We start from the raw sequence: 21,455 nt of genomic DNA, 5'->3' as shown, positions 1-21,455 counted from the left end.
TAATTATTAGTAAGTTACAGGGTAATGTATTAATAATTTTTAAAGTGATATTAGTGAAATAAAAAAACCGGCTTTAGTCGGTTTTTTTATGTCTAATTTTTATGGCGTTTGATTTTATATTCAATACTGTACATTGAGTAGCGTGATAACGCCCTCACAGTATTATGAAAGCGTTAATAACAGGTAGAAGGGGAAAGTGAATCGTTTTATTTGCTTTGTACAGTTGGTGAGAGCATCGCCATACTTTCATCTGCGAAACCAACACCCGCTTCGTTATAAAAGTTAAATACTTTATCAATACCGTAAGCTTGTAACTTTTCACGCTCATCATCAAATCGAGCAATAGCGGCTATTTTTCCTGGATAATTAGCCAGTTTCAACTGCGCAGTAATATGCATACTGTCTTGAACTGAGGGCAGGGCTAATAACACTAGTTCTAATTTAGATAAATCAATACTCTCCCAGAAATAAGCATCTTCCGCGTCGCCGTAATAGGCTTTTACGCCTTCTTTGTTTAGCCAGAGAACTTTTTCTTTATCAGCATCAATTCCCCAAACTTGTTTTTCTAAATGGTTATTTAACGCATGATAAGCCCCCATTCCTACACGGCCCATGCCAATAACCATAATGCTCGCATTACAAGGTTGCATGAAATTGTCTTCGGCTAATACAATTGGGTTTTCAAAGCGTTTGAAAAACTCTTTTTTATTGGTGAATATTTTGTGAGCATAACGATAGAGCACGTTTGTAAGAATAAAAGAAAATGAGACAGATAACGCTAAGATGACTAACCATTGATTACTTAGCCAACCTGCTTTTACGCTAATGGCGGCAACAATTAGACCAAACTCACTATAGTTGCTTAACGTTAAAGCTGTTAAATAAGCGGTACGACACCTTAGCTTTAATAAACTGAATAAAGCAAAAAACAGCATAAATTTTATAGGCAATAATACAATTAATAAAAGAGCTAACCCCACCATTTGCCAATCTGGCAATGCAGTAAAACCAATTGATAAGAAAAAACCTATTAAAAATAGATCTTTAAAACTCATTAAAGATTTATTAATTTCACTAGCTTTGCTATGTGAAGCTAGAAACATTCCCATGAGTAATGCACCCAAGTCACCTTTTATGCTAACAAGTTCAAAGAGTTCATAACTACCTATCGCAAGAAAAAATCCCATTAAAGGGATTAGCTCTCCATGACCTGCATGTTGTACTATTTTATTAATAACAGGTTTTAATAAAAATAAGCCGAGTAATGCAAAAGCCCATAAAGAAGGTGTTTTACCTGTGGCAGCAACTAAAAATGCAACAGCAATGATGTCTTGAATGACTAAAATACCAATAGAAAGTTTACCGTGTCGTGTTCGCATTTCGCCATTGTCTTCAAGTAATTTCACCACACAAACGGTACTGGAAAAACTTAAAGCAAAAGCAATAAGTGCGGCAGTTGATAAGTCTAAATCCGTGAAAAATGCAATAGAGGCAATGGCAAGCCCTTTAATAAATAATAAAGAAAAAACTAACCAGAGACTGGTGTGAAGTAAACTTCCTAGCCAGACTTCAGTTTTAATTAAATCTTTAATATTAAGCTTTAAGCCAATGGTGAAAAGCATTAAAGTGATGCCTAAATCGGCAAGCGCTTGCAAGTTGTCGTTAGATTGATACCCTAAAAAGTGAAGAACAAATCCTGCAACTAAATAGCCAATAGATGGGGGTAAATTAAAACTTTTAGCGCCAAGGCCACAAACAAATGCAAATAGTATCCAAGAAAATTCCATTATATCAACTCATTTTAAAGGGGGAAGTGGGTAAACGTCTTATAATACAATAAGATTAGCTGCTTTATCCATCGGACAAGATTTCTTTTAACTGCTTGCCTACAATTTCAACGATGAATGGTTGCGCTTTTTTATTAGGGTGAATGCCATCCGCTTGCATTAAGTTAGGTTGGGTGATGATTTCTTCCATAAAAAACGGGATGAGTCGAATATTTTTTTCAGCGGCGACGTCAATAAATACCTGTTCAAACATTTGGTTATATCTAGGACCATAATTTGGTGTTATTCTTATTTTCATTAACGTTACTTCAATGTTTTTTGCTTGAGCAAGGGTAATTGTTTGTAACAAATTATTTTTTATTAACTTAGGTGAGAACCCTCTAAGACCGTCATTACCACCTAACTCGATAATTAAATGATCAATTTTATTGGTGGCTAATATTTCAGGTAACCTTGATAAACCGCCCCCTGTAGTCTCGCCACTTATACTTGCATTATGAATAAAATAAGTGGATTTTTGGGCTTTGAGTTTATTGTTAAGAAGGTGAACCCAGCCTTCATTTTGTTTCATACCATAACTTGCACTAACACTATCACCTAGTAGTAGAATAGAGGTAATTGCCCAAGCAGGTGTAAAAGTCATCAGACTGCAACATATAATAAGTAAAGAAATCAAAATTGGATGTTTTTTCATGAATGTAGAACCCGAAAATATTTTAAAAGTACGCGCATTAACTAAATCTGTTCAGTTAGAAGATAAAACTTTAGCACTTCTACAACCGATAGACTTAGAGGTAAACATGGGGGACACCCTTGCTATTGTTGGCTCATCAGGTTCTGGAAAAACAACTTTGTTATCTTTGCTTGCCGGACTTGATTTACCAACCTCAGGGGAAGTCTATCTTAAAAACCATGCACTACACCAGTTTAATGAAGAAGAACGTAGCCAAGTAAGAGCACATCATGTGGGGTTTATTTTTCAGCAGTTCTTATTAATAAACAGTTTAACAGCTCTTGAGAATGTTATGTTACCTGCGGAGTTAGCTAATGTTAAAGATGCTCAAGAACGCGGTAAAGCACTACTTGCTCAAGTAGGTTTAGCCGATAGAGTTAACCATTACCCTTCACAACTTTCTGGTGGTGAACAACAACGAGTTGCTATAGCTAGGGCTTTTATTTCTCAACCTGATATCTTATTTGCCGATGAGCCAACCGGCAATTTAGACAGTAAGACAGGGCAACATATTGCTGATTTATTATTTGACTTAAATGCGAAACAAGGAACAACTTTGGTGTTGGTTACCCATGATCAAAAGTTAGCAAATCGTTGTATGCGACAAGTTGAAATGGACAGTGGCAACTTAACTGAAAAAGAAGAGCATACTAATAAGCCGAAAGACGCTCATATTGAAAAAGTAGGGTAACCATGTCATTAAATTCTTCAATAAATAGTCAAAAAGAACATGGAACTAAAACCAATAACGTGTGGGTTAAGCAATCACTACGATTGCTTGAACATGAATTTCGTCGTGGTGAGTTAACCATTATATGTTTAGCTATTGTTTTAGCTGTTGCTACCGTATTTTCATTATCTGGCTTTTCTGGTCAAATAAAACAAGCCTTACTCACAAGCAGTTCTTCTTACATTGCGGCAGACAGAGTATTACGAACAAGCCGTGTTATTGAACCTGAAATATTACTAAAGAGTGAGCAACTCCAATTAAAAGTCGCCGAAAAAGTTGAAACAGAGTCTATGGTTTTTGCTGGGGAGCGGATGTTGTTATCAGAGTTGAGCGTAATTTCTGATCTTTATCCTTTACGCGGACAGTTAAAAGTTAAACATTCTGTAGCACAACAGATAGCCACTGTTGAGCATGCTCCTCCTCAAGGCAGTGTATGGGTTGAACCAAGTGTTTTAAATCGCTTAAGTGTAAAACTTGGCGATCAAATTGATGTGGGTTTGGCATCATTTGTAATTGCAGGGATTATTACTGATATTCCAGATAGGTCATATCGCGCTTTTATTGCTGGTCCAACGATTATTGTTAATATTAAAGATTTACCCAAAACACAGCTTGTACAACCAGGGAGTCGATTAACGTATAAATATTTATTCGCAGGAGACAACGAAGCCGTTCAAGCATTTGAATCTTGGGTACAACCTAAATTAAATGATGCCCAGCGATTTTATGATGCTAAACAAGCTCAATCAAGATTGTCTAACACCTTAACAACAGCTGAAAAATTTCTCTCTCTTGCAAGTATGTTGGGTATTGTATTAGCTGCTGTTGCCGTTGCTGTGGCAAGCCGTCGTTACGGTCAGCGTCACCAACCTATGGTCGCTGTGTTTAAGGCGTTAGGCGCTGAGTTATCTCATATTAGAAAGCTTTATTACTTGCACTGGTCTTTATTAAGTTTTATTAGTATCAGTATAGGATTAGCCGTCGGTTATGCTTTACTGGTTTTAGGCGTGAACGCCATCGACAGTTACTTGTCTTTGGACAATACTCAATTAGGTTACCAGCCATTCGGCATTGCGGTTATTACCGGTTTATTGTGTGCGGTAGCATTTGCGTTAGAGCCGTTGAAAAAACTAGTTAACACTTCACCACTTAACGTTATTCGGGGCTTTAATGAAGAGGAATCGGCACGTTTTGGGTTACATCAATTGGTGCCATTGTTAGCGTTATTCACTTTGTTGATGCTTTTTAGTCAAGATTTACGGATGAGTTTATCGCTATTAGCCGGTGGAATTGTTGTGTCAGTTGTTCTATTAGCCTTTGGACGCGGACTAATGAGTGCAGGGCGAAGTGTCGGAAGTCAAGCAGGTAAGTCATGGCATTTAGCGTTAGCTAATTTAAAGCGCAGAGCAAGTGAGAACAGCGTTCAACTGGTTAGCTTTACTATAGCCATTAAGTTACTTTTGTTAATCACCGTAATGAAAACGTCAATCATATCTGAGTGGCAACAACAGTTTCCCGAAAATACTCCTAATCATTATGTAATGAATATTGCCCAAGAGCAGCTAGCGGATATTAATAATTTTGTTGATCAAAATAACATTCAAAGCCAAGGGTTTTATCAAGTCTTTAGAGGTCGTTTAGCTGAAATCAACTCAGAAAAATTAATTAGTCGAGCAGAGTTTAAGGATGCAGAGAAGCAACGTAAAGAAACAGATGAAGATAATGATGAAACACGACAAGCCAGACAAGGGGTTGGGCGAGAGTTAGGTTTAACCTGGCATGATGATATACCTTATCAAAATAAGGTAGTTGAGGGTCAATGGTGGAAGTCTAATGATAAAGAAGGACAAGTTTCTGTAGAAAGTGGGATGGCTGAACGTCTTTCCATTAAATTGGGTGATAAACTAACATTTGATCTTGGCGGCCAACGATTTACTGTACCTGTAACTAGCATTCGAGAAGTCAATTGGCAGTCTAGACAACTTAATTTTATTATGGTGTTTAATAAACCTGTTTTAGAGGCATTTCCTGCAACATTTATCTCAGCATGGATGGTACCAGAGAATCAAGATATTGATTTGTCGCAATTTTTCAAACAATTTCCAACAGTTACTATGATGGATTTTGGAGCTATTTTAAAACAATTATTTCAAGTGATAGATCAAGTTAGTGTCGCAATCGAGTTGATTTTGATTTTGGTGGTACTTGCCGGCTCGTTAGTCTTAATTGCGCAAGTTCAAGCGAGTATGGAAGAAAGAGAACGAGAGCTAGCAATATTACGCACCTTAGGTGCAAAAGGAGCTTTACTACGTAACAGCATATTGTTTGAGTTTGTTGCTTTAGGAGCCATTGCAGGTTTAATGGCAAGCTTTGCCATGGAAATTGCCGTCTACTTTTTACAAACTCAAGTGTTTGACATGCCTGCTAACTTTCACTTTAGTTACTGGTTATTGGGGGTAGGGGCTGGTGCAGCTTTTGTAGGAAGCATTGGCTTAATTAGTTGCTGGCGATTATTAAAACTTTCAAGTGTTACTTTGATCAGAAGAACAATGTAGATTCTCGACATTACACTCAACTAACTTTTAGCGTATAGTTCAGTCAGTTATATACAATTTAATTTTTTCACTGTTTGTTAATGTTGCAAACAGTGAAAATTTATTTAAAAGGATTGCTCAATGGAAGTGAAAGTAAGCGGTAATGTTGCATTAAAAATGTTACTTATGGTTGCCAGTGTTTTTATTATTTTAGCAGGGTTAAAAACTGCAACAAATATTCTTGTGCCATTTCTTCTCTCTGTGTTTATTGCAATTATCTGCAACCCCTTAATCGACAAAGCAAGCCAATTTAAAGTTCCTCGTTTTATCTCTGTTATTTTAGTTATCGCTATATTTGTTACTATCGCTTTATCTCTAGCTGGGTTAGTCAGTAATTCGTTAAATGAGTTGTTGGAGTTGATTCCTCAATACCGAGAACAACTGATTGAAGAATTTACTTGGGTAACGGCAAAGTTAGCCGAGTTTAACATTCAAATATCTTCACAAATTTTACTCCAATATTTTGATCCCGCAGCTGCAATGGGGTTAGCGGCTAATATGCTGAGTGGGTTTGGTAGTGTAATGGCTAATCTTTTTTTGATTATATTGACAGTAGTCTTTATGTTATTCGAAGCACCGTCACTACCGAGTAAGTTACATCTTGCACTTGCCGACCCTACCAGACGGATGAAGCAAATCGATCAGTTTTTAACTTCTGTTAATCATTATATTGCTATTAAAACTATGGTGAGTATTGCTACAGGGTTGATCGTATCTTTCATGCTATGGTGCTTTGGTTTAGATTTTTTTCTCTTATGGGGAGTGTTAGCTTTTTTATTGAATTACATTCCTAATATTGGTTCGATAATTGCGGCTGTTCCTGCAATGTCGTTAGCCGTATTACAACTTGGTTTAGCAGAAGCAGGCTTAATTGGCATCGGTTATTTAATTATTAATACTGTAATGGGCAATGTGGTAGAGCCACGCTATTTAGGTCGCGGGCTAGGCTTATCTACACTAGTGGTCTTCTTGTCTTTGATCTTTTGGGGGTGGTTATTAGGCACCGTCGGTATGTTGTTGTCGGTACCTTTAACGATGATTATAAAAATAGGCTTAGAGAGCTCAACAGAGGGACGCTGGTTTGCTGTATTGCTTTCTGGTGATGAAATACTAGATAAATCCTTAGAGATAACAGATAAGTCATAAGCTTATGTTACAAAAGCCACTGCAAAGTGGCTTTTTTTATTCGTTTAACTGGGTCAATTCTTTAATGCGAGTTAAACTTACATTTATATAGCACTTTTTATAAGCTGAACCAGCTCCAGTACCTGGTGAAAGTGCTAGGTATTGCCAACGGCAGTTATTTTCACGAAATGTTATAAAATTACTTTGTGAACGTTTAAACATCATTAACGCCGAGCCTCTTCCCGTGGATAATTCTATTTCTTCTAAAATAAAGTTTTGATTGTTTACCCACGTTTGTAGTTCTCGGTCAACAGCACTTTTAACACCATCTAAACATTGAGAAAGCTCAATGTTAGTCGCACTAGTTTCTTCACAGAGCTTAATATTTTTTGATGCTTGAGCTATCGGGCTAGCGAAGACAAAAAATAAGGCTGATAATGTGATTATATTCTTGATCATATTAAGCAGGTAAAACTTTTTTATAAGGTTTAACGGTAACTTTTTGATAAACACCCGCGGCAATATAAGGATCGTTATCTGCCCAAGTTTGAGCATCATCTAAAGAATTAAATTCAGCAATAATTAATGAACCAGTAAAGCCAGCATCTCCTGGATTTTCAGAGTCAATTGCTGGACAGGGGCCTGCAACTAATAATCGGCCTTGATTTTGTAATTCAGATAATCGCGCTAAATGTTGTTCTCTAACGCCGAGTCTTAAAGGTAAGCTGTTTTCTACATCTTCGCTGTATACAAGGTAATACATATTCTATTTCCAATTATAAAAATTTATTTTTCCGGATTGTCCAATTTAGTGTTGGTCGTTTCGTCTTGTGGAAGGTACTTGTAGAGCACCATAATTGAAGCTATCGCAAAAATAAACATTAATGCGGTTAGACCAAACACTTTAAAATATACCCAAGTTTGCTGTTCAAAATTATAGGCAATGTACAGGTTTAATATGGCACAAAATGTAAAAAACAAAGCCCATGACCAATTAAGTTTCGTCCATACGTTTTCAGGTAAAGTGAGCGCTTCTCCTAAAAAGTTTTTCATTAAGTTTTTATTAAAAAACTTATTACTGATCAGCAATACCAATGCAAAAAGTAAATTGATAATAGTAACTTTCCATTTTATGAACAGATCGTCATGAAGAAAAATAGTGAGGCCGCCAAAAATGGCGATAATCGCAAAAAACACCCAGCTTTTGGTAGGAACTGGCTCTCGTTTAGCGACAAAGTATAATATTTGTAATGCCGAAGTTACGATGAGAGAAGCGGTAGCCCAATAAATGTCAACTAAGCTATAAACAGCAAAAAATATGACAAGAGGTATATATTCGAAAAATGCGTGCATGAAGTATCACAAAAAATTTATTATGATTTATTCTAACTAAACTTGCACTAATAGCCAAATAATTATCGCTTATTGATTTAAAAGCCCGACAGAGATCGGGCTTTTAAAGGGGATAAAAAGTTAAGCTTCGTAACCAAACGGATCATCAATAGAATGAGACGGCTCTGTAAACCATTTAGGTCCTGATTCTGTCATATAAAAGTGATCTTCTAGTCTGATACCAAACTCATCAGGTATAACTAACATTGGCTCATTTGAAAAGGCCATGCCTTTTGCAAGAGGTGTTCTGTCACTTCTGACTAAGTATGGCCATTCATGAATATCTAAACCAACACCGTGCCCTGTTCTGTGGGGACAGCCTGGAGTTTGATAGTCAGGACCCATATCTTTACTGGCTAAATACTCTCTTGCTGCTACGTCTACATCACCACAAGGTGTACCTATTTGAGCTGCATTAAAAGCAGCAAGTTGTGCAGATTTTTCTAAGTTCCACATTTCGCGTTGCCTTTGATTAGCTTCCCCAAATACATAGGTACGAGTAATGTCTGAAATATAACCTTCTACTTGGCAACCAGTATCAATTAATACGATATCGTTAAGCTCGAGCGGTTTAGGTGCTGGAACACCATGAGGGAAGGAAGAATCTTTGCCAAAAAGTACGATACAGAAGTAAGAGCCGCTGGGAGCGCCTAATTTAATATGCGCTTGATTGATAAAGTCAGTAACTTCAGGAACAGTAATTCCTTCATATAGTATTTTGGCAACAGCTTTATGGACTACAATGGTCATGTCTTTAGCACGTTGCAATAGAGCTATTTCATGATCTGATTTTTGAATACGGCAACCAGCTGTAATCGCTTTTGAGTCTTGTAAATTAAAGTGTGGGCCACAGGCTTTTATACCTTCAGCAACAAAAAACTGTGTTGACTCGTCAATGGCAATATTTCCTGAAGTGATCCCTGCGTCTGCTAAAACATCAACAAACAACTGATAAGGGCTTTCATGTTCTTGCCAACCATGTATTTTCCCTTCTACTTTCATAAACTGATTAATAGTATCAATCTCGAAGAATGGGGCGATGTATTGAACTTCACCTTGTTGAGGTATTATAGCGCCAACCATGCGTTCACTTGCATACCAACGAGTTCCAGTATAATAATATAAATTTGTGCCAGCGTTCACATACGTAGCGGCAATATCATGCTCTTGCATTAACTGTTGAGCTTTTTTAATACGTTGCTCAAATTCACTTAATGAAATAGGAGATATTTCTGTTGTCATATCACTAAGTTTTGCTAATTCAATTTCTGCGGTTGAGCCGCCAACGCCTATTGTCATGTGAACACCTTTATTCAATTTAGTTTCACCAAATTATACACAGTTAATGATGTAATTAAAATTATTTATACAATATACATTTTGTTTTATGTCTCAAGTGTTATTGATGATGCTTTGCCACAACAGTAAAATAAATAATACTATCATTATTAGTGTACGTAATATTCGGTATTTTTAGTATGTGGCTAATGATAAATTTGTCATATATTTTAATTATCTAGGAAGTGTTATCAAAGATTGATAACTTTGCTATATTTAATTTATAGTAAGTTTGTTACTTTAAGTTGATATCGTAATTATCTAATTGATAGTAGATAAGTTATTTAACTTTCGTGGTGATTAGTGTGCAATTTAGTGATTCTATGCAAATAATAGTCACAACTATTCGTCCAGTTCTCGCTAAGTATCTACATACGTGTAGGTAGAATAACCAACAGATTGTTGTAAAAGTAAGCTAGAAAGATCAACAAACTCTACACTTTTAACTAATGAATAATTTTAGCGTATTAAAGCTAATGGTGGGAAAATGGAACTAGACAATAAATACACTATATTAGCGGTAGATGACGCTAAAGATACATTAATGTTACTTGATTTTGATCTCAGTGCAGAAGGGTATCAAGTAATAACGGCAACTTCTGGCGAAGAGTGTTTAGCGACTGTCTTAAAAGGTAATAGCGAAGAGTGGAGTCCGAGTATTGCTAATGCATCTGGAATTGATCTAATCCTTTTAGATCTTTATATGCCCTCTATGTCAGGATTACAAACATTAGAGGTAATTAAAGAAAATCCAAGTACCCATGATATCCCCGTAATTATGCTTTCTGCTTCAAATGATGAAGATGAAATCGTTGATGCATTAGAACTTGGTGCTGATGACTATGTAACTAAACCTTATATTGCTAAGGTTTTATTAGCTCGAATTAAAACGTCATTACGCTTAATGACTAAAAGTCGAGAATTAGAGATTTTAGCCAAAACCGATTTTCTGACCAAATTAAATAATCGGGCAAGTTTTTATGAGCTAAGCACGAAAGCGATAAATCAAAGTAGACGTAATTCACAAAGCCTTGTGGTAGCTATGTTTGATATCGACTTTTTTAAACAGGTTAATGACAATTATGGTCACGATGTTGGTGATAAAGTGTTAGTAGAGTTTGCTCAAATATTGCTTTCATCTTTTAGAAATTATGATGTTGTTTCGCGTATAGGCGGGGAAGAGTTTGCTGTTTGTATGCCTTGCACTAAAATTGATGAAGCGATAATTGTTTGCGAACGATTAAGAAAAAGAATTGAAGCGCATAAAATACACATAGAAACGGATCCAGAACACCCGCTTTCCATAACGGTTAGTATTGGGTTAACGCCTGAGTTATTCGAAGACTCTTCACAGTCTAGTGTTGATACCGATAGTTTATTGAAACTTGCCGATCAAGCACTATATCAAGCAAAATCTAGTGGTAGAAATACCATTGTAAATTCTGATGATGTTCAAATAAATACTATTGAAATTGCACCATCAGAAGATGTCGTTAATGAGCAAAATCAACTTGAATCAAACTTGAATTTTGGAGAAGCGGATAAAAATTTTCCAGGTATTGATTTCTCGGTAGGGCTTGTCAACGTCCTTAATGATGAAGCGTTACTAAAAGAGATATTAGTTCTCTTTTACGAAGATCATAATCAAGATGGAGAGAAATTAACTGTTGCTTTGAACGAAAGTGACTTTAAAGAAGTTAAGCACCTTGCTCACACGTTAAAAGGAGTCGCTTGTTCAATTGGTGCGATGACATTGTTTGAACACACTAAAATATTAGATAATGCGATTAATGAAGGAGAGTTTGAAAAAATTGAAGGACTCTTTAAAGAGGGAGTAGAGCCAGAGTTAGTAAAAGTTATTGCCGGTATTAAAGCTTACATCGATCAGCAAACTGCTAGTTAGTAGTCAGTATGTATAATGTAAGACTGGCTTGAAAAGCAAGCTAGTCTATTTCTAAGGTAATATTAGTTACAGGTATACAACAGCAAGTTAGTATTTCTCCCTCCCCAATGTAGGCAAGTGGCTCGCCATTAGGGTAACTGATATCTCCTTCAATTAAACTCACTCGACAGGCACCACAAAATCCATCCCGGCAATGATAATGAACTTCTACGTTTGCTTGCTCTAAGCATTCTAATAATGTTTGTTTTGGGTTAGTAAAGTCAATAACCTTTTCGTTTACGGTAATTTTAGCACTCACGATAACACCTAGTTAAGAAGATATTTGGAGTGCTAAAATAAAGAAAAACAAAATAGATAATCGGTTTAGAGATCAAAGTCGTCAAAATCATCACTAGAAACAGAAGAGTCAACTTGGCCAACTAAATAGCTAGATATCTCTGTTTCTTGAGGAGCGACTTGCACATTGTCACTAACTAAGTAGGCATTCATCCAAGGTAACGGATTACTTTTTACATCAAATGGGGCGCTAAAACCAATCGCTAATAAGCGTTGATTACTAATATACTCAATGTATTGGTTTAAAATTTCTGCGTTTAAGCCGATCATTGAGCCATCTTTAAATAAGTATTGAGCCCATTCTTTTTCTTGTTCAACTACATCTAAAAATATTTGGCGTCCTTGTTCAGCAAGATCATCAACAATTTCTTTCATTTCAGGATCATCTTTACCTGAACGCCAGTTGTTAAGAATATGCTGGGTACCAGTTAAATGTAACGCTTCATCACGAGCGATTAGCTTTTATTCCGTCAAGTTATACCCACATAAAAATATACAAATAAGACTTAAATTAAAAATATAATCAAGTTTAATGTAAAATTTAATGTGAATACTAATAAATAATGTTAGTGTGTTTCGGTAAGTTCCGTCACCACACATAACAACACAAATAATCTTAGAAGAATGAAATGAAAAACAACTTAGGTTCACGTAGTCATTATATACGTTATGTCAGAACAAAGGAATTTGAAAGAGATTTTCCACTTGTTTATCTGGTAGACGGCAAGGTTTCTTTCTCTTTATTGTCATTTACTAAAGAGCAGATGGATATTGGAAGAGGGAAAGATGCAGCGCTGAGAAGAATATTCAAAGTAGTAGCAGATATTTATCAATTTTACTTAGCCAATGAGGATAAACATCAGGCTTATTTGGATAGTGGGCATGAGCTTATTATCGATTACTTTAGTGCAAAATTGCATGGAACTATAAAAAACGGTGTGTGTGATTTAGGCTTGTTCTGGAAGAAAACTAAATATGCAGATGTCCGTAAAAGTATTACTCAATTTCAAAAGTATCAGTCTTACTGTAAAACTTATCTAAATGTCACAGAACTCGTTAGTGATGACATGATTCATCAAATGACGGTTAGATACAGTGCTTTTGAAAAGAAAACTAATTTTAAGTTGTTAGAACATGTTTCTTCAGTTAACGATGCGATGGCCGATGATCGTAATCAAACAGGATTAGATTATGATAATGAATTTTTTGATCAAGGTAATTCGAAAATCATTAAGTACTTTCCACCCAAAAAATTAAAAGAGTTTATCGATAGTGAAGAAAATATTAACTACCAAGCCGCATTTTTATTAAGTGGCTTCACTGGGTTAAGAGAGTCAGAAAATTTACATATTTTTGTATCAGATATCGTTTATCAAGGGAGTTTGGCTGAAGTTATTATTTCAGACCCTAATAAAGGAAAAACATTTTCACCTGAAAAGAATAAGCTCGTTCCTAGAATAGGAATTTTAAAGTCGTGTTTACGTCAACATAAAGCCATCTCTGATTTAGATGATATTAATATAGATTACCTATCACGACTTCCAGTACGAACCAATCTTCATACACGACATCGATATCACGCAGGCTGGAAAGGTGTTCAACTACGTGATCCGAATGAAAAATATGGTCACTTACTTGAGTGGACCTGTGGATACGCTCAAGAATTATTTACTCGTCTTGTTCCCAAGCTTTTAATGCAATCAAGACGTTCTCATCCATATTTATTATGTAATACAGATAATGATATGCCGATGACAGTTGATGCTTATGAAAGTCGTTTTAGAAGACATTCTGCAAAGATAACAGGGAAAGAGTTGTATTCACATGTCATGAGGCACTTTACGGGGTTTTATTGTGCAAATGTCTTAAAAGTTAGCCAAAAGGATGCACAGAAAATTCTTCGTCATAAAAGGGAAACTAGTACAGATATTTATTACAACTTATCGCCAGAAGAAGTAAAAAGACAAATAGCAATGAAAGAAACATCCATATGGGATGAGTTAGATTTTAGTGATTGGGGTAAAAAATGAGAAAGTTTAGTTTAGAAGAACAATTTGATAAATGGTCAAAGTTTGAAGGAGTTTGTAAAATTGACTTTTCACTTTCAAAATTAAGCTCTGGTTTAGGCTTTATATCTAATCGGCCAGTTAGTTATAACGCAACATTAGATACAATTGTTGTTGATCGTAATAAATTAGAACAAATTGGTGATTTAGCCCACTTTTTAGAAAATAAAGTTAAAACTAGATTTATAGCATCAGTGTTTGAAAAATTTGATAAATATTTAGTTGGATTTGACGAGCGAAATTTATCTTCTAAGCAAATTATTCAGTCCCCTTTTACTTTATTCCACTTTAAGTTTTTGACAGACATAGCTATTGATGAACGTAAAGAAAAAGCCTATGAGTTCATAAAGTTTACAGTAGAGAACAATTTCGAAAACTTAAATGTAGGTTTTCACCCACAAAAATCCTCAGCTAGCTCTTTGAATATTATGGAAACATTCAAAGGAATAGATAATGATTCACTTATTAAGTTTATTTATTATTTGGCTCAACGCGTTGGATATAATTTTTCTTCTGACGGTAGAACAATAAAAAAATATAAAGTAAACGGTTTTGTTGATGTTAATAGTATTATGGACACACCATTACTCATGCTGCTACCAAGGATTGTTTTCAACTTGGAGCCTAGCGTAGATGTTAAAGATTTTACACTTTTTGAGAGTGAATTTTTTTGTTTAGGTGAAAAAGGTCAAAAAACGAGAACGTTATTTTCAAATACCGTTGAAAGAATATCATTGATAACAAAAGAGCTATTATTCGAACTTGCTGACAGTAAAATTATAGTACTGCCATTTAGTTTTAAAAAAGAAAGCTTGCTTCATGATGTCGTTAGTTATTTGCCAGATTGTAAATTGAAATCCGACTTGATGGGAGCAAAATTGTTAGAAACGAAAGACAAACAGCAAAAGCGTTCATTGAAGGATTTTTGTTCGTCTTTATATCTATCTTCAACTTGTCAATCAATGGCCGATTTTCCTGAGTCATTAGCTAGGGACGTTTCTGAAACAATGAGAGGGAAGTATAGGGACAATGATTATAATACTTCTAAACACCTTCCTTATAAAATTTTAAGAGAGCTTTTTGACGAGCTTGAGACTGATTCGAGTTGGATTGAACAAGACGGTTTTAAGAAATTTGATCGTTCTTATCTTAGCGCGACGAGTATGAGGCGGATTTTAAATAGCGGAAATGAAAGAAAGTCATTAAATTTAGGATGGGCAAAAGGATTAATTCCAGATTCATTATTCGATGAAATTAGCACTTATACTGCATCTAACTGTAACAAAAAGACAATTAATCGTATTAATCATTTTGTCGATTGGTATATATCTCTTTCTGATGAGTACAAAAGTGAGATCAGTAGAATAGTTGATTTTAATGTCATTATGTTCAAAGACCCCTTGTTTAAATTTTCAGATAAAACGTTTTATGATTATTTGAATGCAGTTGAAGCTGGAGATGGAACTGTTCGAAACATTTGGTCAACAGTTCATCAGATGTTTGAGCATGTCACTAATGCCAGTCGATTATCAGATAATAAAGCTTATACAAACCCATTTCCTGAATCCAAAAAGGTTTTCCCTGCAACCCCTGTTAATAGCCAAACTACTAGAGCCGCTATGCCATCTGTTATTCATAAGATGGCTTTGGATATTTTAAAGAAAGATGACTATCAATTTGCAAAGGATAATTTACCTAGAAGTACTTTATCATTGCTAAATAAAGAAACGGGCATTCGAGATAGTGTTTTTGCATATAACATCCCTTACATTCTTCATATTTTATTAATTCTCCCTTTGAGGCTCCATCAAGTGAGATGGTTGGATGAAGGATTGTTGGACAAACTAATTTGGGATATTACTTCGGGAGCGTTTATTAAAAATACTCATCCATTGGCAGGGTTTAGATATCCTGATGGTGAAACACATACAAAAAAATATACCCAAACGGGTGTGTTTTCTTCAGAACAGGCGCAAGGAAATGAGAGTTTAAATTTATATATCAACACAAATAAAACCAAAGGGTATTCACTACAAAAGAAGGGATATACCGGATATACAATTCCTTGGCCATATGATTGCGATATTGAAGATGTAGTTGATGTTTACAACATACTTGAAAAACAAAGGGTATTTAATAATACCTACTCTCCATTGGATATTGAGCCTGTCAAAGTTATTGATGAAGATTCGGGTAAGTATGATCCTAAGATTTGGGTAAATCTCCCATATTTCACGCCACTCTTTAGAGATTTATCAATGCCTAGGGTTTCTGATGCAGATACCAGTCGAACTAACTTATATCTGCCTACTAAGGCTGATAATGTCAGAACGTTATTCAAATTATTAATGAAAGAAGCTGAAAAACAGTATAAAGAAACTTATCCGCAATATGCTGATCACATTGTCGTTTTTGATGAAGGTGAAAATTGTTTATTTGATGTTCATACGCTTAGAGTATTTGGAATAACTGATTTACTAGATCGGGGTCTTGATAAAGAGATTGTTAAGATTTTGGTTGGGCATAACACTTCGATTATGACGTTGTATTACCATAAACGAACAGAAGCGATGTACCGAAAACTACTGTTAGAAAGCAAGAAGAAAGCCGGAGTTGCTACAGAGAATGAGTTGCTTTATTTAGAATTTGGATTACGAGATGGAGAGACTTTAATAGATCTTTTTAGTTTAGTTCCTGAATGGCAAAGTGAGAAATTTCCGCGTCCTGACATGACAAAAGGCGGAAAGCCAAAAGTAATGAAAGGGGGTGTCTGTGATAGTTTTGATTGTGAAACTGGTGGAATAAATATTAAGTACACTCGTCAAATGGAAGTATTTGAAATTTCATCCGTTGAAGGTGGTTCGCTTCGGTGTGGTAACTGTAGATATTGGAAAACAGGCCCCAGGTTTCTTCTTGAGCAAATATATTATTTGAATGAAGTTGCAAGTGAGGTTGAGGAATTAGTTAGCCAACGCATTGATTTTTTAACTAAGTCACAAGAGGCTTTCAATCATTCAGACTATCAAAGAGCTGAAATAATTTCAGAAAAATTTTCACAAAAGGCTGATGAAGTTACAGCCCTTTTGGCTCATCGGGTTCAAGAACTAAAAAGACGGGATTTAATGTTGAGGAAAACTATCGAAGTAGCCAAGTTAGACTCAAAAAATAAGCAACTGCCGATTGAGTTTGGCACAATAACCGATCCTAATGATTTAAAGTGGGAATCAATGGGGGTATTTGATGCTGCTATGGAAAGAACAACTCAAGCAGCCGTACTAGGGATTGTTGGAGAAGAAAATACAATATCAATGATACAATTAGAAAAGTTTTGCACTAAGTTTGCATCGTTATCTAAAAACACTAACCCTTTGCTATTTGTGCCTAATGATGAAGTTAAACGGGCGGCAATATTGTATAAATTGTCAAGCATAACAAAAGAGCTTGGTCGCTCATTTGATGATGATGAATTTGATGATCCAAGAGTCCTATTATCAAATTTAGGAGAGGAAAAGTTCATGCAACTAGGACAATCATTGACTTCTCTTGAAGCTGATTTATTAAAAATAGAGGAGAAGAAATAATGGACTTTTTATTTGCAGACAGTGAAGCAGAAAAAATGATCGAAGAGGCTAAAGATAAAAGGTTAAAGAAAGGTTTAACAAATGTATCTAAAGCCTGTCGAGCCTTGCTCCTCAATAATAAGAAGCTTACTTATGAAGAAATTGGTGGCTATTGTGTTGAAAATTTCAAAACGCCAGGAAAAGGAGCATTTGGCAATGGTAGCGACAGCAGTAAAAAATATAAAGATCTAATAGGCTTTTACAAATCTTTGATTAAAGTTGAACGCAAAGATGATGAGGATGAGCTTTCAGAATTGCCAATAGGAGTGAAGGCGTATATCAGCCAATTAGAACAACGAAATAATCTATTAGAGAAAGTGCAAAAAGAAATTGATGGTAAATCTCTAAGGACAGAAGTCATATCGTTGACCGATACGATAAAATCACACAACTTTAAGTCTGATCATGCTAATACGGTTGTAGCTCAAGGGGTATTGACTAATGAACAAAAGAAATCCTTAAGAATTTTGTTATTTGAATTCCCTGAATACGCTAGTGATGAGTTTGAAGTGCGAGGGGGAGGAGAAATGGTTTATATATTCTCTAAGTCAAAGGGAGGGACATTATTAAACTCTCGTCAGTACAACGGCTTGAAGGATTTATTAAAGTAGTTAGGTGCTATTGTTCCGGCCTTTTTTGAATTAATAAATCCCTTGAGACAGGCTCAATAAATCTCTATTTCTGAGCCTGTTAATTTGACAAGGAGCTTGTATGTCAAGTGGTGTATTTAGCTCAACTACGGAAGGTCTGTTGGGGCTGTAGCCGATAATGAATCCAAAGCCCACTTGAGATCGATATATTCCGACACACTTGTTTTCAGTGTGTGAGTAAGTCTGTAAAGCAATTTACTGTCTTTTTTGGAAAAACTAATCAAAACGTTATTAGTAACAGAGTATCAATTTTATTGGTTACCTTGATAGCTATGTTTTTATTAATTAAACAGAGACAAATAATATTTTCGAATATTTGTTTTTTAGTATAGATTTCAATCTGTTAGTTGTGTAAAAATGATTGTCAGGAGTTAATTGATAGGAGATGGCATAAAAAATAATATTAAGGTAACAAAATGAGCGTAAATTGTTTTTATAAAAGTGAATTAAAAGAAGAGTTGAAAAAAGAGCTACTTAGCAATAAGAATTTTAGCAATAAAGATCGGGAAATCCTGCACTTTATGTTATTTGAAATACTAAAAGAGTACGAGTTTTCAAAAATTTTAATTAAGCAAAATGTAAGTGTTGCTGGTGACGAAGGCATCGAATATTTATATTTTATTGACGGTCAGTACTTACCATTTCAACAAAGAAAAGATTTCGCAAGGTATGTTTTCAACAAATCTAAATTTGCGACAGATTTAAAAATGTCTTATCAATATCACAATCACAATCACAATGGCGAAGTCCTTATTAAATTTCTAGAAGCTGCGACAGCAGCATTAGTTGATTATGCTATTTCAGGTGTATTTAAAGATATAGTAAGTAATGGAGGGCTATTTGTTACGGCTCCAATGGAAACGGCTTAATGTGCTTCAATCCTCCTAATTATGGACGCTGCTCGTATTAAAGTTCCCCTCATCGAGAAAAATCTTTTAGCCATGATATGTATTACCTTGATGAATAATATCAATGCAGTAAAAACTGTTTATCATATTACTTAAAGTGGAATTTAGTGTAATAATAGACATGGCTTTGTATGTTTAATCTTGTAAAGTCAGGCCGTATCAAAGAGGCCAGTTCCCACATTAGCGGACGAAATGGATTTACTTTGATTAGTTAGTTAATTCGCATAGCGGATCATTTTCCAATAAAAATTTATTCAACAAGAAGTGCAGTGGGCTTTTTGTTGCGTATTTTTGTATTGGTGAAAACATGTTGCTTAATAATGAAGACTTGCTTAACAATGTTAAAAGGCAAGCCAAAAGGCTTTCGAAAAAATTATCTATTCCGCTTGGCCAAAGCCAAGAAATGTTGTCCTATGTTGTTTATGGCTGTGATAGTTATGGACAGTTAATTTCATTGCTGAAGTCTGACTCCTTTGAAAATAAAAATTTGATATTAGCGGCTTTACACCCTAAAGCAGAAGACTTCCTTCTGAAATTTCTCAATACTGATATGAATAATATTTTGTCTCGTTTTAATGAAAGGGTTGAAAAAATAAAAATAAACGAAAATAGCGTTGTTGAAATTTTCGGTATTGAACCAACTGATTTTAAAAGTAAAATAAAATAAAACCCTTTTAAATTATACAGATATGTATAATCCTGTTCTGTTTACAATCGTTTTACTCTCATATATATTAGCAAAAAAGGCTGAACGGACAGCCTATGCCTACACATATTTAGCTGATATTTAAATATGAACGATGAAGCAGAGCATCCGTAAAAATTTGGTTTTCATAATTAACAAACTGGCGTTAGTAGGCTGTTGTTTGTTTTAATTTATGGATAACTAAATGATCACATCAGACACATTAACCTTAAAGTTAACACTCCAAGCTAAACTTCTTGCAAAATCTCTAAATTTACCTGAATCATTTGGTTATGATTTATTAGCAAAAACTATCTACCAACATATAGACTTTGAAGATTTATGCGACTCAATAGCTGAATTTAATTATGCATCAAGTTTTGGGGCTTTATCTGAATATCAAAAGTTAAAATATCTTTTGATTTGTGAAGTGGAAGATAAAGAGTTAATTGAAGATCTCTATTTAGAAATAGAACAAATGGCGATTCGACTAGAATCGAAGGCAGTAATAAATATTTCTAATATTGATTTGATTTCAAATTTATATAAATTATTTGGTCTCGAAAATGAGTCAAAATTTATAATAGATGCCGAACATCTCGAATTAAAGTGGCAACCAATTTTCGAATCATTGCAAGATCATCAAGCTGTTTTAAGCACTGATCTGTTAATCAATGAAATACCGTTTCGTATGATAGCAACAAAAGTTCAATTTGATGAGTTCTCAGTTGATAACGTAAAGCATTCTCTTCATACAAATCTAGCACAAACAGATATCTCATCTGCTCAAGAAAACGAAGAAAGAATAAAAATAGATGAACATATTAAATGGGTAGCTGATAGCTGTGACTGCTTATCAAATTTTGAATCAGATACTCCTGACCGAAATCCTTGTTATTTTAAAATAAATAACCAAAACTATCTGGTATATGGTTTCCCATTATCACCGCATTTGTCAATCACTGACATTGGACACGCCTCCAATATTAATATTCGGATAAAAGATACTGAAGAAAAGCAGGTGTTTATTTTAAATTTAGGAAGTGAAAGATTAACTCTTGAGTGCATTTTTCTGAACAAAATCGAGGACGGTGAAAAGTGCTATTCATCGAAAAACCAATGGATTAATGATTCACTTTTATCTCGTAAAGATGCATGTAAATTTCGAATTGTTTTCAATAACTCCTATTACTTAATGATCTTGCGACCTTTTGCTCACGTGGATTGGCTGGTGAATGCACTATGAAAACATTCTTAAAAGAAGCAACAGTATTGAGTGTTTTTGATTTCCATAATGGTGAGAAAATATTTCTTGGGGAAATGTTATTCGGTATTGTTCATTCAGATCAAACGTATCGATTTCCCGCAGGTCAACGAATAATAACATCACTAATTCAATTACAAAATAATTTTGAATTTATTACAAAAAGTGATAATTGCTATGTCACTGAAGATAAACCCGAAAGTTTTGAGTTGAGATTATCTGAATTTGTAGTCATGAGACATTTGTTGCTTTCACCTGCTGAAGTAATTGAAGCAAGAGAGAAATTAGAGCGTGAAGATGCAAAACGATTACATTGAACGGTGG

At 34.9% G+C, this 21,455-nt stretch carries 18 protein-coding genes and 1 pseudogene; 11 read left to right on the top strand and 8 right to left on the bottom strand.

Annotated elements, in window-relative coordinates:
- Positions 1 to 206: 206 nt before the first annotated feature.
- Complete coding sequence (locus tag AC27G3_RS11790; RefSeq protein WP_487121754.1) at positions 207 to 1,787, bottom strand: cation:proton antiporter domain-containing protein; 1,581 nt, start codon at positions 1,785 to 1,787, stop codon at positions 207 to 209.
- Between the two features lie 64 nt (positions 1,788 to 1,851).
- Positions 1,852 to 2,430, bottom strand: coding sequence for an arylesterase (locus AC27G3_RS11785; protein WP_487121753.1), 579 nt, complete (start codon positions 2,428 to 2,430; stop codon positions 1,852 to 1,854).
- A 49-nt stretch (positions 2,431 to 2,479) separates the two neighbouring features.
- On the opposite strand from AC27G3_RS11785, the gene AC27G3_RS11780 reads away from it, so the two are divergent.
- The 3 genes from AC27G3_RS11780 to AC27G3_RS11770 all read left to right on the top strand — a co-directional run bounded on the left by AC27G3_RS11780 (position 2,480) and on the right by AC27G3_RS11770 (position 6,990).
- On the top strand, positions 2,480 to 3,211 hold the full coding sequence (locus AC27G3_RS11780) for an ABC transporter ATP-binding protein (RefSeq protein ID WP_487121751.1): 732 nt from the start codon (positions 2,480 to 2,482) through the stop codon (positions 3,209 to 3,211).
- 2 nt (positions 3,212 to 3,213) lie between these two features.
- Positions 3,214 to 5,805 carry an ABC transporter permease gene (locus AC27G3_RS11775; RefSeq protein ID WP_487121749.1) on the top strand — a complete coding sequence of 864 codons (2,592 nt, stop codon included), beginning with the start codon at positions 3,214 to 3,216 and terminating at the stop codon, positions 5,803 to 5,805.
- 120 nt (positions 5,806 to 5,925) lie between these two features.
- Positions 5,926 to 6,990 carry an AI-2E family transporter gene (locus tag AC27G3_RS11770; RefSeq protein WP_487121747.1) on the top strand — a complete coding sequence of 355 codons (1,065 nt, stop codon included), beginning with the start codon at positions 5,926 to 5,928 and terminating at the stop codon, positions 6,988 to 6,990.
- A gap of 36 nt (positions 6,991 to 7,026) precedes the next feature.
- On the opposite strand, the gene AC27G3_RS11765 is transcribed toward AC27G3_RS11770, so the two are convergent.
- The 4 genes from AC27G3_RS11765 to AC27G3_RS11750 all read right to left on the bottom strand — a co-directional run bounded on the left by AC27G3_RS11765 (position 7,027) and on the right by AC27G3_RS11750 (position 9,660).
- The gene (locus tag AC27G3_RS11765; protein WP_487121745.1) at positions 7,027 to 7,428 is read right to left on the bottom strand and encodes a lysozyme inhibitor LprI family protein; all 402 of its coding nucleotides are present in this window, start codon (positions 7,426 to 7,428) and stop codon (positions 7,027 to 7,029) included.
- A 1-nt stretch (position 7,429) separates the two neighbouring features.
- Positions 7,430 to 7,732: a YciI family protein gene (locus tag AC27G3_RS11760; protein WP_487121743.1), complete on the bottom strand. Its 303-nt coding sequence runs from the start codon at positions 7,730 to 7,732 to the stop codon at positions 7,430 to 7,432.
- 23 nt (positions 7,733 to 7,755) lie between these two features.
- On the bottom strand, positions 7,756 to 8,322 hold the full coding sequence (locus tag AC27G3_RS11755) for a septation protein A (RefSeq protein WP_487121741.1): 567 nt from the start codon (positions 8,320 to 8,322) through the stop codon (positions 7,756 to 7,758).
- 120 nt (positions 8,323 to 8,442) lie between these two features.
- Complete coding sequence (locus AC27G3_RS11750) at positions 8,443 to 9,660, bottom strand: M24 family metallopeptidase (protein WP_487121739.1); 1,218 nt, start codon at positions 9,658 to 9,660, stop codon at positions 8,443 to 8,445.
- Between the two features lie 526 nt (positions 9,661 to 10,186).
- On the opposite strand from AC27G3_RS11750, the gene AC27G3_RS11745 reads away from it, so the two are divergent.
- Positions 10,187 to 11,602, top strand: coding sequence for a diguanylate cyclase (locus tag AC27G3_RS11745; RefSeq protein ID WP_487121738.1), 1,416 nt, complete (start codon positions 10,187 to 10,189; stop codon positions 11,600 to 11,602).
- Between the two features lie 40 nt (positions 11,603 to 11,642).
- Here AC27G3_RS11745 and yfaE read toward each other — a convergent pair whose 3' ends face one another.
- Entirely contained in the window at positions 11,643 to 11,900 is a 258-nt protein-coding gene (gene yfaE / locus AC27G3_RS11740; RefSeq protein WP_487121736.1) for a class I ribonucleotide reductase maintenance protein YfaE, read from the bottom strand.
- 65 nt (positions 11,901 to 11,965) lie between these two features.
- A pseudogene (locus tag AC27G3_RS11735) lies at positions 11,966 to 12,400 on the bottom strand (ribonucleotide-diphosphate reductase subunit beta); the annotation flags it as partial.
- A gap of 167 nt (positions 12,401 to 12,567) precedes the next feature.
- Between AC27G3_RS11735 and AC27G3_RS11730 the strand changes: the two are divergent.
- From AC27G3_RS11730 to AC27G3_RS11700, 7 genes are all read left to right on the top strand, one after another.
- Positions 12,568 to 13,968, top strand: a complete 1,401-nt coding sequence (locus tag AC27G3_RS11730; RefSeq protein WP_487121734.1) for a hypothetical protein — start codon at positions 12,568 to 12,570, stop codon at positions 13,966 to 13,968.
- Positions 13,965 to 17,585: a VPA1269 family protein gene (locus AC27G3_RS11725; RefSeq protein ID WP_487121733.1), complete on the top strand. Its 3,621-nt coding sequence runs from the start codon at positions 13,965 to 13,967 to the stop codon at positions 17,583 to 17,585. Before AC27G3_RS11730 ends, AC27G3_RS11725 begins: the two co-directional genes overlap by 4 nt.
- Positions 17,585 to 18,235, top strand: a complete 651-nt coding sequence (locus AC27G3_RS11720) for a hypothetical protein (RefSeq protein WP_487121731.1) — start codon at positions 17,585 to 17,587, stop codon at positions 18,233 to 18,235. Before AC27G3_RS11725 ends, AC27G3_RS11720 begins: the two co-directional genes overlap by 1 nt.
- A gap of 455 nt (positions 18,236 to 18,690) precedes the next feature.
- The gene (locus AC27G3_RS11715; RefSeq protein ID WP_487121729.1) at positions 18,691 to 19,143 is read left to right on the top strand and encodes a hypothetical protein; all 453 of its coding nucleotides are present in this window, start codon (positions 18,691 to 18,693) and stop codon (positions 19,141 to 19,143) included.
- Positions 19,144 to 19,489: 346 nt separating this feature from the next.
- A complete protein-coding gene (locus tag AC27G3_RS11710) occupies positions 19,490 to 19,849 on the top strand; it encodes a hypothetical protein (protein ID WP_008113112.1) in 360 nt (119 codons plus the stop codon).
- Positions 19,850 to 20,072: 223 nt separating this feature from the next.
- Positions 20,073 to 21,113, top strand: a complete 1,041-nt coding sequence (locus tag AC27G3_RS11705) for a hypothetical protein (RefSeq protein ID WP_487121727.1) — start codon at positions 20,073 to 20,075, stop codon at positions 21,111 to 21,113.
- Positions 21,110 to 21,448, top strand: a complete 339-nt coding sequence (locus AC27G3_RS11700) for a hypothetical protein (protein ID WP_487121725.1) — start codon at positions 21,110 to 21,112, stop codon at positions 21,446 to 21,448. The genes AC27G3_RS11705 and AC27G3_RS11700 overlap by 4 nt, the downstream gene beginning before the upstream one ends.
- The last annotated feature ends 7 nt before the right edge of the window (positions 21,449 to 21,455 follow it).

This window comes from Colwellia sp. SU-HH01217 (assembly GCF_057543495.1).
The sequence above is the reverse complement of the archived record's forward strand: the minus strand, read 5'-3'. Positions and strand labels throughout refer to the sequence as shown.

Excerpts from the sequence above, each read along its gene's own strand:
- AC27G3_RS11790 (WP_487121754.1), bottom strand. The coding sequence starts at position 1,787 with ATGGAATTTTCTTGGATACTATTTGCATTTGTTTGTGGCCTTGGCGCT.
- AC27G3_RS11785 (WP_487121753.1), bottom strand. The coding sequence starts at position 2,430 with ATGACTTTTACACCTGCTTGGGCAATTACCTCTATTCTACTACTAGGT.
- AC27G3_RS11780 (WP_487121751.1), top strand. The coding sequence starts at position 2,480 with ATGAATGTAGAACCCGAAAATATTTTAAAAGTACGCGCATTAACTAAA.
- AC27G3_RS11775 (WP_487121749.1), top strand. The coding sequence starts at position 3,214 with ATGTCATTAAATTCTTCAATAAATAGTCAAAAAGAACATGGAACTAAA.
- AC27G3_RS11770 (WP_487121747.1), top strand. The coding sequence starts at position 5,926 with ATGGAAGTGAAAGTAAGCGGTAATGTTGCATTAAAAATGTTACTTATG.
- AC27G3_RS11765 (WP_487121745.1), bottom strand. The coding sequence starts at position 7,428 with ATGATCAAGAATATAATCACATTATCAGCCTTATTTTTTGTCTTCGCT.
- AC27G3_RS11760 (WP_487121743.1), bottom strand. The coding sequence starts at position 7,732 with ATGTATTACCTTGTATACAGCGAAGATGTAGAAAACAGCTTACCTTTA.
- AC27G3_RS11755 (WP_487121741.1), bottom strand. The coding sequence starts at position 8,322 with ATGCACGCATTTTTCGAATATATACCTCTTGTCATATTTTTTGCTGTT.
- AC27G3_RS11750 (WP_487121739.1), bottom strand. The coding sequence starts at position 9,660 with ATGACAATAGGCGTTGGCGGCTCAACCGCAGAAATTGAATTAGCAAAA.
- AC27G3_RS11745 (WP_487121738.1), top strand. The coding sequence starts at position 10,187 with ATGGAACTAGACAATAAATACACTATATTAGCGGTAGATGACGCTAAA.
- AC27G3_RS11730 (WP_487121734.1), top strand. The coding sequence starts at position 12,568 with ATGAAAAACAACTTAGGTTCACGTAGTCATTATATACGTTATGTCAGA.
- AC27G3_RS11725 (WP_487121733.1), top strand. The coding sequence starts at position 13,965 with ATGAGAAAGTTTAGTTTAGAAGAACAATTTGATAAATGGTCAAAGTTT.
- AC27G3_RS11720 (WP_487121731.1), top strand. The coding sequence starts at position 17,585 with ATGGACTTTTTATTTGCAGACAGTGAAGCAGAAAAAATGATCGAAGAG.
- AC27G3_RS11715 (WP_487121729.1), top strand. The coding sequence starts at position 18,691 with ATGAGCGTAAATTGTTTTTATAAAAGTGAATTAAAAGAAGAGTTGAAA.
- AC27G3_RS11710 (WP_008113112.1), top strand. The coding sequence starts at position 19,490 with ATGTTGCTTAATAATGAAGACTTGCTTAACAATGTTAAAAGGCAAGCC.
- AC27G3_RS11705 (WP_487121727.1), top strand. The coding sequence starts at position 20,073 with ATGATCACATCAGACACATTAACCTTAAAGTTAACACTCCAAGCTAAA.
- AC27G3_RS11700 (WP_487121725.1), top strand. The coding sequence starts at position 21,110 with ATGAAAACATTCTTAAAAGAAGCAACAGTATTGAGTGTTTTTGATTTC.